Below are 16,760 nucleotides of genomic sequence, written 5' to 3'. Positions count from 1 at the left end.
GGTCTTACCTCACTTCGCCATCATGAACGTGTGGATGCTGAACATGATCCATATCGACAGACCAACCAGCAGCAGGATCACAAGGCCTGCGAACACAAACGCAATCACGTTATCGCGCTGCTCTTTGGAACGATCCAGGTGCAGGAAGTACACCAGGTGAACCAGAACCTGAATCACCGCGAAGGCCAGAACGATCATCAACGTGATGGACTTCGGCAGGGTCGGGTACATCACCAGACCAAACGGGATGAGCGTCAGGATTACCGACAGGATGAAGCCGATGGCGTACGACTTAACGCTGCCGTGGCTCGCATCATGGCTGTCATGGTCATGGGAGTGTGCATTAGCCATTACAGGGTCCCCATCAGGTAAACAACGGTGAAGACGCAGATCCAGACCACGTCCAGGAAGTGCCAGAACAGGCTCAGGCAGCTCAGGCGAGTCTTGTTGGTGTTGGTCAGGCCGTGTTTATTGACCTGATACATCATCACCGCCATCCACAGCAGGCCGGCAGATACGTGCAGACCGTGGGTGCCTACCAGCGTGAAGAACGCGGACAGGAAGCCGGAACGGTGCGGGCCGTAGCCTTCGGAGATCAGCAGGTGGAACTCGTTGATCTCCATGCCGATGAAGCCCAGGCCGAACAGGAAGGTCAGTGCCAACCAGCTCAGTACGCCCTTCTTGCTGCCCTTGTAGAAGGCCAGCATGGCGAAGCCGTAGGTGATCGAACTGAACAACAGCAAGGCGGTTTCGCCGAGCACGTAAGGCAATTCGAAGATGTCGTGGCCCGATGGGCCACCCGCTACGTTGTTTACCAGTACCGCGTACACCGCGAAGATCGACGCAAACAAGATGCAGTCGGTCATCAGGTAGAGCCAGAAACCGAATACGGTCATTGGCCCCGAGTCGTGGTGATGGTCATCGTGCCCATGGTCATCGACATGGGCGTGTCCAGCATTGGTCACTAAGTTCGACATGGTTTAAGCCTGTTCCAACGAGGTTTCTACACGGTTGGCCGGGATTTTCTTCTCGGCTACCAGGCGAGCGTGTTGCTCGGCTTCGATGCGCTCGATCGTTTCGACCGGCACCATGTAGCCTTGATCATCACGGGCAGCGTGAATGATGAAGTAGCCGATGGTGCCTACCAGGCCCACGATTGCCAGCCACCAGATGTGCCAGATCATCGCGAAACCGAACACGGTCAACAGCGCGCCCATCACCACGCCAGTGGCGGTGTTGTTCGGCATGTGGATCGGCTCGTAATGCTTGGGTTGCTGGTACGCAGTACCGTCTTCCTTCGCTTCGGTGAACGCATCGATCGTGTTCGCAGTAGGAATCACAGCGAAGTTGTAGAACGGCGGTGGCGACGAGGTCGACCATTCCAGGGTGTGGCCATTCCATGGGTCGCCGGATTCGCAAGCGTTCTGCTTACGGTCACGGATACTCACGTACAGCTGGATCAGCTGGCAGGCGATACCGGCAGCGATCATCAACGCACCGAACATGGCGACGTACAGGTACGGCACCCACTCAGGGTTGGTGGTGGCGTTCAGACGACGGGTCATGCCCATGAAGCCCAGTGCATAGAGCGGCATGAACGCGACGAAGAAGCCCGAGATCCAGAACCAGAATGCAGCCTTGCCCCAGCCTTCGTGCAGCTTGAAGCCGAACGCTTTCGGGAAGTAGAAGCTGAAACCAGCGATGTAACCGAATACAGCACCACCGATGATCACGTTGTGGAAGTGAGCGATCACGAACAGGCTGTTGTGCAGTACGAAGTCAGCACCCGGGATGGCCAGCAGTACGCCGGTCATACCGCCGATGGCGAAGGTCACCATGAAGCCCAGGGTCCACAGAACCTGGCTGGTGATACGCAGACGGCCGTGGTAGATGGTGAATAGCCAGTTGAATAGCTTCACCCCCGTCGGGATGGAAATCAGCATCGTCGCCAGGCCGAAGAAGGCGTTGACGCTGGCCCCCGAGCCCATGGTGAAGAAGTGGTGCAGCCACACCATGAAGCCCAGTACAGAGATCGCGCCCGATGCGTAAACCATCGAGTGGTGACCGAACAGGCGCTTGCCGGTAAAGGTCGAGATCACTTCAGAGAAGATACCGAACGCTGGCAGGATCAGGATGTACACCTCAGGGTGACCCCATGCCCAGAACAGGTTCACGTACATCATCGGATTGCCACCAAGTTCATTGGTGAAAATGTGGAAATCCAGGTAACGGTCAAGCGACAGCAGCGCCATGGTAGCGGCCAGGATCGGGAACGAAGCCACGATCAGGACGTTGGCCCAGGTGCAGGTCCAGGTGAAGATCGGCATGTCCATCAGTTTCATGCCAGGGGCGCGCATTTTCAGGACGGTGGCCAGGAAGTTGACCCCCGTCAGTGTCGTCCCGAGTCCTGATAACTGTAGCGCCCAGATGTAGTAGTCCACACCCACGCCCGGACTGTACTGAATGCCCGACAGCGGCGGATACGCAACCCAACCGGTCTTGGCGAATTCGCCGACGCCCAGGGACAGGTTGATCAGTACCACGCCGGAAACCAGCAGCCAGAAGCTCAAGGAGTTCAGGAACGGATAGGCAACGTCACGCGCACCGATCTGCAGCGGCAAGGCAAGGTTCATCAAGCCGGTGAAGAATGGCATCGCCATGAAGATGATCATGATCACACCGTGAGCGGTGAAGATCTGGTCATAGTGTTCAGGCGGCAGGTAGCCAGGCGAACCCTCGGTGGCCATGGCCAACTGGGTACGCATCATGATGGCGTCGGCAAAACCACGCAGCAGCATGACCATGGCAACGATGACGTACATGACACCGATTTTTTTGTGGTCGACAGAGGTCAACCACTCGGTCCACAGGTAGGTCCACTTCTTGAAATACGTGATTGCAGCAAACAGTGCCAGACCACCCAGCGCGATCATGGCGATGGTCACCATCACGATCGGCTCGTGGAACGGGACCGCATCCCAACTTAATTTACCAAACATCGTTTACTCCTCTGCCCCAGCAGTTGAATGCGAGCCCGTGTCAGAACCTTCAACCGCGGCCACTTCTTTCTTCTCGTGCTTGACCGGCTTGCCTGGTTTCATACCTTCGTACTTGTCGACGATTTTCTGAAACAGGTCCGGCGTGTACGCGGAGTACAGAGTGGCTGGGTTGTTCTGGCTTGGTTTGGCAAGAGCATCGTATTCAGCTTGATCAAGCTGTTTAGGTGCGGCCTTGACTTTGGCTACCCAGGCGTCGAAATCTTCCTGGCTCGTCGAGATCGCTTTGAATTTCATGCCGGTGAAGCCAGCGCCGCTATAGTTGGCGGAGATGCCTTCCATTTCAGCTTTCTGGTTGGCGATCAGGTGCAGCTTGGTCTGCATGCCTGCCATCGCGTAGATCTGGCCGCCCAGAGCAGGGATGAAGAACGAGTTCATCACAGCGTCGGAGGTGATCTTGAAGTTCAGCGGAGTGTGCTCCGGGAACTGGATTTCGTTAACAGTGGCGATACCCAGGTCCGGGTAGATGAACAGCCACTTCCAGTCCAGCGCGACAACTTCGATGTTGATCGGCTTGACGTCGGATTCCAGCGGACGGTACGGGTCCAGTGCGTGGGTGGACTTGTAGGTCACATAACCCAGGGCAATGATGATGAGGATCGGCACCAGCCACACTGCGATTTCGATCTTGGTGGAGTGCGACCACTTAGGCGCGTAGGTAGCGCTGGTGTTCGACGCGCGGTATTTCCAGGCGAAGGCGAAGGTCATGATGATCACGGGGACCACGACCAGCAGCATCAGCAGGGTGGCGGTGATGATCAGGTTTCGTTCATCCAGACCGACCTGTCCTTTTGGGTCGAGCAAGGTCCACTTGCAGCCTCCCAGCATTAACAACATGCCAAGCAGCGGCAAAAAGCCTAGTAATCGGGGGTACCTGTTTTTACTCATCTCACGACCTCTAAAGCAGCTTGCGCAATGCAGTTGGGTTTTGATCGCCAACACTTCACCCTGCCAAGGGTTGGCATTTCTCTTCGATTGAATAAGAGCCTGCCCGGCGCGCCATACATGGACGTTTCACGGACCTGCGGTGAGTTCTTATTCGATTTCGTGGCTAAAGGCCTTGTTACAGACCAATTCCATTTGGTGCGGATAGTTGAAAGGCTGCCGGAACCTGGGGTCGCACAGAGCCATCCATCTGCCCCTCGACCGCTCCAATGCTCAAATATTGAACAGCACCGGACATTCAGTGCGGGCGATTGTAGTTAGCTAGCGATGTATAAACCATGTCTTATAAAGAAATAATTTTTATCGATTCCAGCAACAATCCTTCACCAATCTTGCAAAAGTTCGGGATCTTATCGTGTTCGATTCTCAACAAAAACCACAAAAATTGCCGTGTTATTGCGTGAGGGCGCCCTTCCCTTACACCTTGTAAGGGCATGCAAAACGTATCCAAGTCCCCATAAAACAAGGCATTCGGACATCACCGAATGATGCGAACGGTGCGACGTTCGCGGCACCGCTCAATCGACGAACTGACAGCACATCTTGGCCGTTTTATGCAAATTTATGGGCCGGTGCGGCGCGTCAGAAACCTCCTGCGACAGCGTCCGTGTGACAACATGTCGCACGCTGTGCGCACCTCAAGTTGCCCTTCGTCACGTCCCTTTCACAAAACCCTACATACAAAAACGCCCCGTCCTTCGATTAAGCAAGAACAGGGCGTTTCAGTGGGCCGGGTCAGGCCGTGCGTTGGCGATTGCGATAGATGCCCAGCGGAACCAGGATCACCGTCAGCACAAACGCTACCAGCGCCCACTGTGCCAAGGACAGGCCAAGGATCGGCGGGTATGGCGTGCTGCAAAAGCCATCAACCTGGAAGCCCAGGGGAAAGACTTTGGCCAGCGGCAAGTCATCGACAATCGGCTGCAGGACATCGATGCCACAGCTGACCGCAGGGAAAAACTGCGTGTACACATGATGGCCGGCCGCAGCCACGCCGCCCAAGGCGCTGAGTACCACCAGCCCTTCAAAGAAAGTGACCGCGCCTTTGCGGCGCATGGCGGCACCGAGGAACGCGAACACCGCGATCAACAGCAAGGCGTAGCGCTGCAGGATGCACAGCGGGCATGGCGCCTCGCCCAGTACCACCTGCATGTACAACGCACCGCCAATCAGCGCCAGGCAGATGATGCCCAGCAACACCAGAAAGCGCCGCTCCCTGCCTAAACGCAATTCGTCACTCATCCCCGTTTCCCTTTGCCTGATTATGGTTGTGCCTGATGGCCGCAAGTTTACACACAGGGGATGGTTAAAACAGAGAGGGGTTAACGGCGGATTAATCGGGAGGAATGCAAAACCAATTGTGGGAGCGGGCTTGCTCGCGAAGGCGGTGGATCAGCCACTTTATAAGTCGACTGACACTGCGCCTTCGCGAGCAAGCCCGCTCCCACAGGTTGAACAGTGCTGTGCCTGGAAACCTTATTCCAGGGCCGCTGCCGGGCCGAAGAATTCGTAGCGTGCCTGTTTGTCCGGCACACCGAGGGCTTTGAGGTGGCGCTTGATCGCTGCCATGAAGCCTTTAGGGCCGAGGAAGTAGGCGTCGAGGTCACGCTGCTCGGGCAACCACGCCGCCAGTTGCGCCTGGCTCAGCATCCCGACTTTGTCGGCCGCCGGGCTCACGCCATCGTCTTCTGCGTAGCAATAGAAGCGCTTGAGTTGCGGGTGCCTGGCCGCCAGGGCGTCGACCCAGTCACGGAATGCATGCACGCCGCCGTTACGCGCGCAGTGGATAAAGTGCACCGGGCGCTCGGTGGCCAGGGCTGCCTCAAGCATCGGCAGCGTCGGTGTGATGCCCACCCCGCCGCTGATCAGCACCAGTGGTTTGTCGCTGGCGACCAGGGTGAACTCGCCCGATGGCGGGAACAGGTCGAGCGTCGCGCCGACATGCATCTGGTCATGCAGGTAGTTGGAGACCCGCCCACCGGCCTCGCGCTTGACGCTGATGCGGTACAGCCCCGCGTCGCTCAGGGCCGACAAGGAATAATTGCGGCGCACTTCTTCGCCATCGATCATCAGCTTCATGCCGATGTACTGGCCCGGCGCGGCCGCCAGGATCGGGCCGTTATCCACCGGTGCAAAATAGAACGAAATGATCTCGTTGCTCTCCTCCACGCGCTTGACCAACTGGAACGGCCGCGCACCGCGCCAGCCGCCCGGGGCCTGGGCCTTTTCGTCGTAGATGGCGGCTTCGGCGCCAATCAGGATATCGGCCAGTTGGCCATAGGCGGCGCCCCAGGCGCTCAGCACCTCGGGCGTGGCAATCTCGCTGCCCAGCACCTCGGAAATGGCCCGCAGCAGGCACGTCCCCACAATCGGGTAGTGCTCCGGCAGGATCTGCAGGGCCACGTGCTTGTTGATGATCTTCGCGACCAGATCGCCCAACTGGTCCAACTGGTCGATATGCCGCGCATACATCAGCACGCCATTGGCCAAGGCGCGGGGCTGGTCGCCGTTGGCCTGATTGGCCTGGTTGAACAGCGGACGGACGTCCGGGTACTCGCTGAGCATCATGCGGTAGAAGTGCGTGATCAGCGCTTCGCCGCCGCTTTCCAGCAGGGGCACAGTGGATTTGACGACGGCACGGTCTTGGGCACTTAGCATGGCAGACTCCTGGGTCTTTTTACTGATTACCCTTAGGTACTCAGTATTCGTGCCAACTTATAAACCGTTATTTTTCAATGAGTTAAATATAGTGTAGTCAATATGACTTCCTACGCTTTATAGTCATAAGGACTACAAGGAGTCATTATGACTGCACAATCGCTGCTCACTACCCTGCTGCCTCTGGTTGCCGACTTGTCGCGCGACCTGCCCGAAGGCGAGCGCTACCGACGCCTGTTGCAGGCCATGCGCGCGCTGCTGCCGTGCGATGCCGCCGCGCTGTTGCGCCTGGACGGTGAATGGCTGGTGCCGTTGGCGGTGGACGGTTTGAGCGCCGACACCCTCGGCCGACGCTTCAAGGTCAGCGAGCACCCACGCTTTGCGGTGCTGCTGAGCAGCCCCGGCCCTACCCGCTTTGACGCCGACAGCGAACTGCCAGACCCCTACGATGGTTTGGTCGATGGCCTGCACGGCCACCTGCAAGTGCACGACTGCATGGGCTGCCCACTGTTTATCGACGACAAACCCTGGGGCCTGCTGACCCTTGATGCGCTGGATACCGAGCGCTTCGAACGTGTCGAACTCGACGCTCTGCAAGCCTTCGCCAGCCTGGCAGCGGCCACCGTCAACGTCGCCGAACGCATCGAGCGCTTGGCCTTGCGCGCCGACGATGAGCACCAGCGCGCCGAGATCTACCGCCAGGCCAGCGGCCAGCAGCACAAGGAAATGATTGGCCAGAGCAAGGCCCACAAGCACCTGGTCGAGGAAATCAAGCTGGTGGGCGGCAGCGACCTGACCGTGTTGATTACCGGCGAAACCGGCGTCGGCAAGGAACTGGTCGCCCAGGCTCTCCACGCCGCGTCGCCGCGTGCAGACAAACCCCTGATCAGCCTCAACTGCGCCGCACTCCCGGAAACCCTGGTGGAAAGCGAGCTGTTCGGCCATGTGCGCGGCGCCTTTACGGGTGCGCTGAACGAGCGCCGCGGCAAATTCGAATTGGCCAATGGCGGCACGCTGTTTCTGGATGAAGTGGGCGAGTTGTCGCTGACCGTGCAGGCCAAGCTGTTGCGCGTGCTGCAAAGCGGCCAACTGCAGCGCCTGGGCTCGGACAAGGAGCATCAAGTGGACGTGCGCCTGATCGCCGCCACCAACCGCGACCTGGCCGAAGAGGTGCGCAACGGCCGCTACCGTGCCGACTTTTATCACCGCCTGAGCGTGTACCCGCTGCAAGTACCGGCGCTGCGTGAACGCGGCCGTGACGTGTTATTGCTGGCGGGCTTTTTCCTTGAGCAGAACCGTTCACGCATGGGCCTGGGCAGCCTGCGCCTGACCAGCGACGCGCAGGCGGCGCTGCTGGCGTACAACTGGCCGGGCAATGTGCGGGAGCTGGAACATTTGATCGGACGCAGCGCGCTAAAAGCCCTGGGAAACTGTCGCGAACGTCCGAAGATCCTGAGCCTGAGTGCCCAAGACCTGGACCTGCCCGACGTCGGCGCGCCGCCGGCAATCGAAGCACCGGCCGATGTGGCCCCGGTTGTCACCGGCGACCTGCGCCAGGCCACCGAGCACTACCAGCGCCAAGTCATCAGCGCCTGCCTGGAGCGCCACCAGCACAACTGGGCCAGTACCGCCCGCGAACTGGGCCTCGACCGCGCCAACCTCGGCCGCATGGCCAAACGTCTGGGTCTGAAATAGAACGATCACCCCAGCCCGAACGCAGGAACAACTCGCTCCAAGGTGGGAGCTGGCTTGCCTGCGATAGCGGTGTACCTGCCGGCTCATCCACTTACCGCCATCGCCGGCAAGCCAGCGCCCACATCAGATTTGCTTTGCCTTGAGCATCGGGTTCACAGGCTGGCTCGGTTTAACCTTACGAAACACCAACACATTCCCCAGCATCACCAGCACCAGCCCCATCAACGCCGGCGCCGTCCACTGATACCCCTCGGCAAACGCCGACACATTCAGCGCCACCACCGGAAACAGCACTGTGCAATACGCCGCGCGCTCCGGGCCCATTCGGCCCACCAACGTGAGGTAGGCGGTAAAACCAATCACCGACCCCGGAATCACCAGGTACCACAGCGCCCCGACATAACGCGCACTCCAATCCATGTCGAACGGTATCCCGCGCACCGCGCAATAGGTCGCCAGCATCACCGAACCGTAGGCCATGCCCCAGGCATTGGTGGTCAACGGCTTGAGCCCGGCCTTCTGCTGCAGGCTCGACAGCAGGTTGCCGGCCGAAAAACACATCGTCCCCAACAGCGCCAAGCCCAAGCCCAACAACGTCTGCGGGCTGGCGGTGTGCCCGACCAGCTCCGGCCAGAACAGGAAACCCAGGCCGATCAATCCAAGCGCGCCGCCCATCAACACGTTGCGCGCCACTCGCTGACCGAAAAACACCCGCGCATTGAGGGCATTCCACAGCGTGGCCGTGGAAAACACCACCGCCACCAAGCCGCTGGGAATCCATTGGCTGGCCGTCAGAAAGCACATGAAGTTGACGCAAAACAGGCACACGCCCTGAGCGAGGCAAATCAAGTGCCCGCGCCGGTTCATCACCTGCAACTTGCGGCTGAGCAGCAACAGCGCAAACAGCACCAGCGCGGCCAGGCCAAAGCGATAGACGATCGACACGGGAATCGCCACGACGCCCAATTGCCACTTGAGGGCGATCCAGGTAGTGCCCCAGATCAGCACGGTAAGTAAATACAGGAAAAGGTTCATAGCGGGCTCCGTCGATTGAGCCACAGTGTTGCCCGCAGACCGACTCGCGCTCTTGCACATTCTTGCGCTTTTGTCGGGCGGCAGGATCACAGCGCCCGCGCTGCGGAGTAGGATGCAAGGCGTCGGAGAGAACAACCATGCCAGAGCTGGAATCCCTGCAAGTCTTTCAAGCCCTTAACCGCTCGCCCAACGCACGCCTCGAAGCCTGCGCCGAGCTCGGTGACGGCTTGTCTGCGGCGTTGTGGAGCAACCATCACGACGCTCAGGACTACCAGGCGCCCACCCACCACACCTTGTCCTGCTACATCGGCGGCGGCACCGGCACCTTTCGCCGTGATCAGCCCGGCACCAAAGGTGGCCCCGACAAACTCTGTATCCTGCCGGCCGAGCATCAGTCAGCCTGGGTGATCAATGGTGAAATTCGCCTGGCCCATGTGTACTTCAGCCCGGAGCAATTTGCCCTCGGCTGCGTCACCCTGCTGGACCGCGAACCGCGCGAATTGCAATTGCGCGAAAGCACCTTTCTGGAAGACGCCAGCCAGGCCCGGCGCTTTCACCAGTTGATCGCCCTCAACTGGCACGAGCCCGCCGAGCGTCTGCTGACCAGCAGCCTGGCCCATGAAATGCTCAGCCACACCTTGCTCAGCCAGGTTGGCGCGCGCGACGGTCTGCGTTTGAAAGGCGGATTGGCCGCGCATCAGCGCCGGCTGTTGGTGGATTACATCGATCATCACCTCGAAGACCCGATCAGCCTGGGGCAATTGGCCGGGATGTGCGCGCTGTCCGAATACCATTTCGCGCGGATGTTCCGCCAAAGCTTCGGCCTGCCGCCCCATCAATACCTGCTGGCGCGACGCTTGGCCCGCGCGCAAAGCCTGCTGCGCGCCGGAACACTGCCTTTGGGCGACATCGCCTGGATGTGCGGCTTCTCCAGCGCCAGCCACTTCACCCATCGCTTTCGCCAAGCCATGGACGCCACACCCAGCGAATACCGCCAAGCCTTCCACGCCTAAACACAACCCCACCAGCCGCCCCCCGTGGCGAGCGGGCTTGCCCCGCGTTGGGCTGCGCAGCAGCCCTAAAAACAACCGCCACGCTCCACCAGGAAAATCTCAATATCCTTACAGCGCCGCTGCGCAGCCCAACGCGGGACAAGCCCGCTCGCCACAAAAACATGAGACGCCACACCCAGCGAATACCGCCAAGCCCTCCACGCCTAAACACAAACCCACCAGCCGCCCTGCCCCCGTGGCGAGCGGGCTTGCCCCGCGTTGGGCTGCGCAGCAGCCCTAAAAACAGCCGCCGCGTTCTACCAGGAAAATCACAATGTTCTTACAGGGCTGCTGCGCAGCCCTAAAACAGCCACCGCCCTCCACCAGGAAAATCTCAATGCCTTTACAGGGCCGCTGCGCAGCCCAACGCGGGGCAAGCCCGCTCGCCACGAAAGCGTGAGACGTCATTCCAACGCTATGTAGACCCCGCTGCCTACGCCATCAACCCCAATGTCTTGGCTTTCGCCACCGCCTGGGTGCGCCGCTCCACGCCGAGCTTGCTGTGGATGCGCCGCGCGTGGGTCTTGACGGTGTGCAACGAGATAAACAGCCGGTCGGCGATTTCCAGGTTGGAGTTGCCCAGGGCGATCAACTCCAGCACTTGCAGCTCGCGCTGGCTCAGGGGGTTTTCCGCCACGCCGCTGGGCGCCGCCTGCGCCTCCAGGCCCAGTTCACTCAATAGCCCTGGCGAGCGCAACCGCAGCTCGCGAATCGCCTGCTGCACCTGGCAACGCCCGGCCAGCGCCAGCCCTGCCTCCAGGGCCCGACGAGCCAACAGCGGATCACCGAGCTGCCAGGCCACCTCGCCCAGCACCAGTTGCAACTCGGTTTCCAGGCACAGCATGCCGCGCTGCCGAGTGGTGTCGAGCAAATCATTGAGCCGTGCAATCGGCTGCTCGGCACAGCCCAGCTTCACTTCGGCCAGCACCAGCAAATACTCCAGGCGCGGGATCAGTTCCAGCGTGGCCGGCGGCGCCTGTTTGGCACCGGGCCCGCGAAAGTGGCGCAGCACCCGGCGCACCGCTTCCAGCGTCAATTCGGCGCGGCCCTGCTGCAACCAGAAATGCCCGCTGACCAACAGCAGCACCGCGCGATACACCGTGTCCGGTACCTGGCGTTGCTGCATCAAGCGCTCGGCCTCACGCAGCTGGATGAACGCCTGGGCGTAATCGCCTCGGTTCGCTGCCAGCAGCGCCAGGCCGAGAAATCCGTACAGCACGCGCTTGTCCTGGCTGTGCAGGCACATTTCCAACCCGGCCTCAAAGCACTCGGAGGCCAGCGCATCCTGCCCTTGACGCAACGCAAGATGCCCGCGCCGCAAGGCAATCCGCCCCACCAGCGGGCCGGCCTTGAGCCGCTGCCCCATCAGCATCGCCTGCACCTGCTCCAACAGGCTTTGTGCCCGATAGGGCGCGCCGCGTTGTTCCAGCAGTTGCGCGTGATCCAGCTCCAGCAACGCCTCCAGCACCAACGAACCCTGTGCACGCGCCAGGCACAGGGCTTCGCGGTTCAAGGCCTGGCCCACGTCCAGTTCACCGCGCAGCAGGGCTTGCTGGGTCAGGCCCGAAAGGCACATCAGGCGCGAGGTCCAGGCGCTGTCGGGCAAGGCTTGCAGCGCTTCGAGAAAATGCTCGCGGGAGCGCTGGGCATCGCCGCTCAAGTGCAACAGCCAGCCCCATTGCGCCTGCCAGCGGGCCAACAGATAACGCTGTTGCGCCGCCGTCGGTTGCGGGGCGAACCGCGCCAATTGATCGATACACAAGGCTGCCTGGTCGAAGCGTCCGGCAAACAGCAACGCCGCCGTGACCAGCCCCACCAGTTGCGCCGAGCCGAGCATCAATTCATCGCCATGCTGCTCATGCAGACGCAACAGCAGCACGGCGTTGTGCTGACGGAACAAGTCTTCAAAACTGAAGTGCTGCAACAGGCTTACCGCCACCTCGTAGGCTTCGGCCAGCAGCGCCTGTTCAAAGGCGGCCTGCCAGTCCTGCTGCGCGGTGAACCATTGGCAGGCGCGACGGTGCCAGGAGCGCTTGGCCGGCCAGGGCTCATCGCGGATCAGTTGCGCCAGTGGCGCAAAAATTTGCAGCCAATCGGTGGTGTCCTCCCACGGCTGGATAAATGCGCCCAGCGCTTGCAGGTCGCGCAGGTAGTGATCGCCGTCACCAAAGCCGAACAAGTGCTCACACAGGCCCGGGTTGAAGCGCGGCATATGCGCCAACACGCGCCAGGCCTCCGCCAGCTCGGCGGGCAAGGTGCCGAAGAGTTCGTGTTGCAGGTAGTCGAGCAAGGTTTTGTCCGGGTGCCCGTCACCGAGCAAGGCGATGCGCACGCCGGCGCACCAGCCGCCGCTGAACTGCATCACGCTGTCGACGGTGTGCGTGGGCCCGAGCAGTTGCTGGATTTCCGCCGGGTTGAACATCAACTCACTGCATTCCAGCAACTCATCGTCGAGCAGCAGACGCGGCCAGTTGCACAGCGGGCGCCGCCGGGCGCCCAGCCACCAGGTCAGCGCCGGGCTGGCGGCGCTCAGCAAACGGTCGAGCAAGGCGTCCAGTTCGGGGGCCGGCAGGCGGCAGAAATCGTCGAGAAATATCCACGCCGGGCTGTGCCAGCGGCTGAGGTCGAGCAACAAGGTGGCTTCGTCGACAAACGACAAACCGAGGTGTAGCGCCAACCGCGCGCAAAAATCATCGGGGCTGAGCACGGCGCCATTGAGCGCCAGCCAATACACCTGACACTCCGCCGGCGCCTGCAACGCACACTCGGCGAGCAACGCGCTCTTGCCACTGCCACCGGGCGCGCAGAGCAGCTTCACCCTGACCTGCGCCGCCAGCAAAGGCCCGGCCAGGCGCGGGCGCAACAGATGATGAGCGGACAGCCGTGGCATGAATCCAGGACGGTCCAGGCAGCGTGTCAGGGCGGTCATTGCTGCATCCTGCTTTTTATTGTTATGCAACCTGGCGCCTACCCTAGTCCTGTGGTCGGCGGTTGTTGAAGAAGTATTCAGCGGGGTGATTGGTAGCCATGCACAAAACCCGGGATTCCACCCCACCATAAAGTGGAACCCAGTCAATGTGGGAGCTGGCTTGCCGGCTCCCACAGGGTGATCGCATTGCAATTGAAGATCAGCGCACGCCCTCAGACCTCAACGCTGCCGGGGTGTAATCCGCCGCCTTGGCCGCAAAGCCGAACACGAAGCTGCTCTTCTCCTCGTTTTTCATCCCCAGCGCGATGTAGCGCCCGGCGATGATGTCGTACAGCGTTTCCACGGTGTAGGCCGGCACCTGATGGTCGTAGTAGAACTGCGCGTGGCCCTCGGCTACCCGCCACAGTTGGCCACGGCCGTCGTAGTGATCAACCAGCGCGACCTGCCAGCTGTCTTCGTCGATGTACATGTGGCGTTTGGCGTAGATGTGCCGCTCGCTCGGCTTGACGGTGCCGATCACTTCCCACACGCGGTGCAGCTCATAACGGGTCAGGTCCTGGTTGATGTGCCCCGCCTTGATGATGTCGTCGTACTTGAGGGTCGGCGAATCGAGCTTGTAGCTGTTGTAGGGGATGTAGACCTCTTTTTTGCCGACCAGCTTCCAGTCGTAGCGATCCGGCGCGCCGGAGAACATGTCGAAGTTATCGGTGGTGCGCAGGCCGTCGGAGGCGGTGCCCGGGCCGTCATAGGAGACTTGCGGCGCGCGGCGAACCCGGCGCTGGCCGGCGTTGTAGATCCAGGCCAGGCGCGGCTCTTTCACCTGATCAAGCGTCTCGTGCACCAGCAACACGTTGCCCGCCAGACGTGCCGGGGCGGTGACCGATTGCTTGAAGAAGCTCAGCACGTTGGCCGCCTTGGCCTGATCGATGTCCGGGATGGCTTGCGGCACCGCCACTTCTTCCTCGAAACGGATCGGCGTGTAGCTGCCGTTCGTTTGCGGGGTGGCCTGGGTGATGATGCGCTTGAGGTTGCCGCCGTGGTAACGGGTGATGTGGTTCCACAACACTTCCACGCCATTCTTCGGAATCGGGAAAGCGTAGTAGCGGTTGCCGGTGAAATTCTCCAGGCCATTGCCGTCGTTGATCGCGTGCACGTTCAATGCGCTGCGCTTGATCGACTCGTAGATCTCCGGTGGCAGGTTGACCGTGCGGTGGGTCGGGTACACCGGGATCTTGTAGGTTTCGGGGTAGCGCTTGAACATCGCCACCTGGCCGTCGGAGAGCTTGTCTTTGTACTTGTCGACCGTGGCGGCGGTGATCACGAACAGCGGTTTTTCATTGGCAAACGGGTCGGCCAGAAAACCCTTGCTGTCCACCGCGCCGGCATTTTTGGGGATGCCGCCGGTCCAGGCCGGAATCGAGCCGTCGGCGTTGCCGGCTTTTTCCGCGCCGACCGGCGTCAGGGTGGTGCCAAGCTTGGCGGCTTCTTCGGGCGACACCGCCGCCATGACGTGGGCGGCCAGCACACTCAGGGCCATCACTGCAAATATCTTACGCATAGGTTCTTGTCCTTCCTTAAACCAGATCAGAAGTTCACGCCGAAGCTGAGGGCGATAAAGTCGCGGTCGGTGAGGGTGTTGTAGTCGCCGCCGAAAAAGTCGGTGTAGCTCAGGCTCGCGGTGTAGGTGTTGCGGTAATCCGCGTCCACACCGACGCTGATCGCTTTGGCGCCTTCGTTGAATATCCCGTTCGGCCCATAGCCGCTGACGTCATGGGACCAGGACAGGTTGGGCTTGAGGTTCACCCCGGCAAACACGTTGTTGTAATCCAGGATTGCGCGGGCGCGATAACCCCAGGAATTGGCGGTGACGAAGCCGTCGGTATCGCCGCCGAAACCATAGGCGCCATACACCGAGTCGCGGCCGTAGCGCAGTTTGGTTTTGGCCTCCAGACCGCCGACGTGCACATAGGCCGCCTCGCCCACCAACGTCAGTCGTTCGGCGCCCAGCACCTGATCGAAGAACTGAGTCATGGTGCTTTGGATCTGGGTGATTTCCTTGCGGCGGTAGCCTGAGTTATCCGAGCCGAACGAGCTGCGGATGGGCGAGGCGGTCTGGCCGGCAATCGGGTTGACCAGCGCCAGCGTCAGGTCGGTGGTGTTGAGCTGCACCGGCGCATTCGGGCGGTAGCTGATCTCGCCGGTCCACGCCGTGCCGGTGGGCAAGGTGGTGGAGAAACTGGCGCCGTACAGGCGAATGTCTTCCGGGTAGTCGAGGTAGTACTGACCACGACCGAGCATGGTGCTCTGGGCCAGGCCCGAGCCGCTGCCGGGCGCAATGGCGTTGGCGGTGGCCGCGATACGCCCGATGGTGGCCAGGTTGGTGTTGGCGGTAATGGTGCCAACGGTGGGCGTGCGGCTGTGGTAATTCATGAAGTACAGGCCGTACTCGGTGTCATCGCCGAGCCAGCGCAAGGCCGCACCGAACTGCCCGCCATCACGGGCTTCGCGGTCTTTGGCACGCTGCACCACCACGCCTTCGCGGGTGACTTGAAAGCCCTGGCCGAACGCGGCGGCCACCGGCTGCAGCGGCGCAATCGCCGGGCTGCCGACGGTGTAGTTGTTGTTGCAGCCGTGAGCGACCACGTCGTTGCCGAAGAAGGTGCCGCAGTTGTCCACCACGGTGTTTTCCCAGTTCAACTGGTAGAAACCTTCCACCGACAGCTGATTGGTGAGGCTCTGGGACGCGAACAGCATGTTCACCGGGATCAGGCCTTCCTTGATTTCGGCACCGGGGCGACGAAAGGCTGACACGTCGATCGGGTTGATGCTGTTGATCGAGTTACCGATGAACGTACTTTCGCCCCAGCTGACGACTTGCTTGCCGACGCGCACGTTGCCGGGCAGGTCGCCAATCGAATAGTTGTGATAGACGAAGGCATCCAGCAGCTCATAGCCGGACGACCGCGCGCCTTCGTCGCGATGGTTATTGCTGATCTGCTTGAACTCGCGGTCTTCGTCCTGCAGTTCGAAGTCGTACCAGTACTTGCCGCGCACAAACACGCCGCTGTCGCCGTACTTGAGCTCCAGGTCGTGAATGCCTTTGAAGATCTTGGAGAAGGTTTCACCCTTCTTGAAGTTGAGCCGCCCGTCATCACCGGTGGAGGCCTGCCCCGTGCCGCCATTGGGAATGCCCACCAGCTTTTTGTCGGCATCGCGCATGCCCCAACTGGCGCCGACCGACAGCGAAGAATCGAATTGCCCTTCGATCTCGCCAATGTTGAACGAAACAGCCTGTGCCTGGGCGCAGCAGCCCAGCGCAACCGCCGCGGCGAGCGCCTGTGGCATGAAGATGGCGCGCATTGTTGTTTTTGTCATGCGTCTTCCCCGGTG

The 16,760-nt window shown here is 60.9% G+C and carries 13 protein-coding genes; 3 read left to right on the top strand and 10 right to left on the bottom strand.

The window, feature by feature from the left end:
- Positions 1–9: 9 nt before the first annotated feature.
- From cyoD to cyoA, 4 genes are read right to left on the bottom strand one after another with little or no spacing between them, the layout of a single operon-like run.
- The gene (cyoD, locus tag ACM530_RS15270) at positions 10–351 is read right to left on the bottom strand and encodes a cytochrome o ubiquinol oxidase subunit IV (RefSeq protein WP_010206434.1); all 342 of its coding nucleotides are present in this window, start codon (positions 349–351) and stop codon (positions 10–12) included.
- Positions 351–977: a cytochrome o ubiquinol oxidase subunit III gene (locus ACM530_RS15265; protein WP_056858318.1), complete on the bottom strand. Its 627-nt coding sequence runs from the start codon at positions 975–977 to the stop codon at positions 351–353. The genes cyoD and ACM530_RS15265 overlap by 1 nt, the downstream gene beginning before the upstream one ends.
- Positions 978–980: 3 nt before the next feature.
- On the bottom strand, positions 981–2,999 hold the full coding sequence (gene cyoB, locus ACM530_RS15260) for a cytochrome o ubiquinol oxidase subunit I (protein ID WP_053257915.1): 2,019 nt from the start codon (positions 2,997–2,999) through the stop codon (positions 981–983).
- 3 nt (positions 3,000–3,002) lie between these two features.
- Complete coding sequence (gene cyoA / locus ACM530_RS15255; RefSeq protein WP_119736759.1) at positions 3,003–3,944, bottom strand: ubiquinol oxidase subunit II; 942 nt, start codon at positions 3,942–3,944, stop codon at positions 3,003–3,005.
- Between the two features lie 27 nt (positions 3,945–3,971).
- On the opposite strand from cyoA, the gene ACM530_RS15250 reads away from it, so the two are divergent.
- Positions 3,972–4,262, top strand: coding sequence for a hypothetical protein (locus tag ACM530_RS15250; RefSeq protein WP_347341024.1), 291 nt, complete (start codon positions 3,972–3,974; stop codon positions 4,260–4,262).
- Between the two features lie 474 nt (positions 4,263–4,736).
- Here ACM530_RS15250 and ACM530_RS15245 read toward each other — a convergent pair whose 3' ends face one another.
- The gene (locus ACM530_RS15245) at positions 4,737–5,243 is read right to left on the bottom strand and encodes a disulfide bond formation protein B (protein ID WP_145164273.1); all 507 of its coding nucleotides are present in this window, start codon (positions 5,241–5,243) and stop codon (positions 4,737–4,739) included.
- Positions 5,244–5,477: 234 nt separating this feature from the next.
- Positions 5,478–6,659 (bottom strand): NO-inducible flavohemoprotein, encoded by a 1,182-nt coding sequence (gene hmpA, locus ACM530_RS15240; RefSeq protein WP_416362606.1) that lies wholly within the window; start codon positions 6,657–6,659, stop codon positions 5,478–5,480.
- A gap of 147 nt (positions 6,660–6,806) precedes the next feature.
- Here hmpA and norR point away from each other — a divergent pair, with 147 nt between their 5' ends.
- Positions 6,807–8,354, top strand: coding sequence for a nitric oxide reductase transcriptional regulator NorR (gene norR / locus ACM530_RS15235; protein ID WP_416362605.1), 1,548 nt, complete (start codon positions 6,807–6,809; stop codon positions 8,352–8,354).
- A 123-nt stretch (positions 8,355–8,477) separates the two neighbouring features.
- Here the strand turns inward: norR and ACM530_RS15230 are convergent, their stop codons facing one another.
- Positions 8,478–9,389, bottom strand: a complete 912-nt coding sequence (locus ACM530_RS15230; RefSeq protein ID WP_242201089.1) for a DMT family transporter — start codon at positions 9,387–9,389, stop codon at positions 8,478–8,480.
- 137 nt (positions 9,390–9,526) lie between these two features.
- On the opposite strand from ACM530_RS15230, the gene ACM530_RS15225 reads away from it, so the two are divergent.
- A complete protein-coding gene (locus ACM530_RS15225; protein ID WP_416362604.1) occupies positions 9,527–10,402 on the top strand; it encodes a helix-turn-helix domain-containing protein in 876 nt (291 codons plus the stop codon).
- 472 nt (positions 10,403–10,874) lie between these two features.
- Here the strand turns inward: ACM530_RS15225 and ACM530_RS15220 are convergent, their stop codons facing one another.
- The 3 genes from ACM530_RS15220 to ACM530_RS15210 all read right to left on the bottom strand — a co-directional run bounded on the left by ACM530_RS15220 (position 10,875) and on the right by ACM530_RS15210 (position 16,745).
- A complete protein-coding gene (locus ACM530_RS15220) occupies positions 10,875–13,370 on the bottom strand; it encodes a LuxR C-terminal-related transcriptional regulator (protein WP_416365069.1) in 2,496 nt (831 codons plus the stop codon).
- 199 nt (positions 13,371–13,569) lie between these two features.
- Positions 13,570–14,928: a DUF1329 domain-containing protein gene (locus ACM530_RS15215; RefSeq protein WP_262209957.1), complete on the bottom strand. Its 1,359-nt coding sequence runs from the start codon at positions 14,926–14,928 to the stop codon at positions 13,570–13,572.
- Between the two features lie 26 nt (positions 14,929–14,954).
- Positions 14,955–16,745: a DUF1302 domain-containing protein gene (locus ACM530_RS15210; protein WP_416365068.1), complete on the bottom strand. Its 1,791-nt coding sequence runs from the start codon at positions 16,743–16,745 to the stop codon at positions 14,955–14,957.
- Positions 16,746–16,760 lie beyond the last annotated feature (15 nt).

This window comes from Pseudomonas sp. NFX183 (assembly GCF_047943075.1).
GTDB lineage: Bacteria > Pseudomonadota > Gammaproteobacteria > Pseudomonadales > Pseudomonadaceae > Aquipseudomonas.
This window is presented reverse-complemented; position numbering and strand designations above follow the sequence as displayed.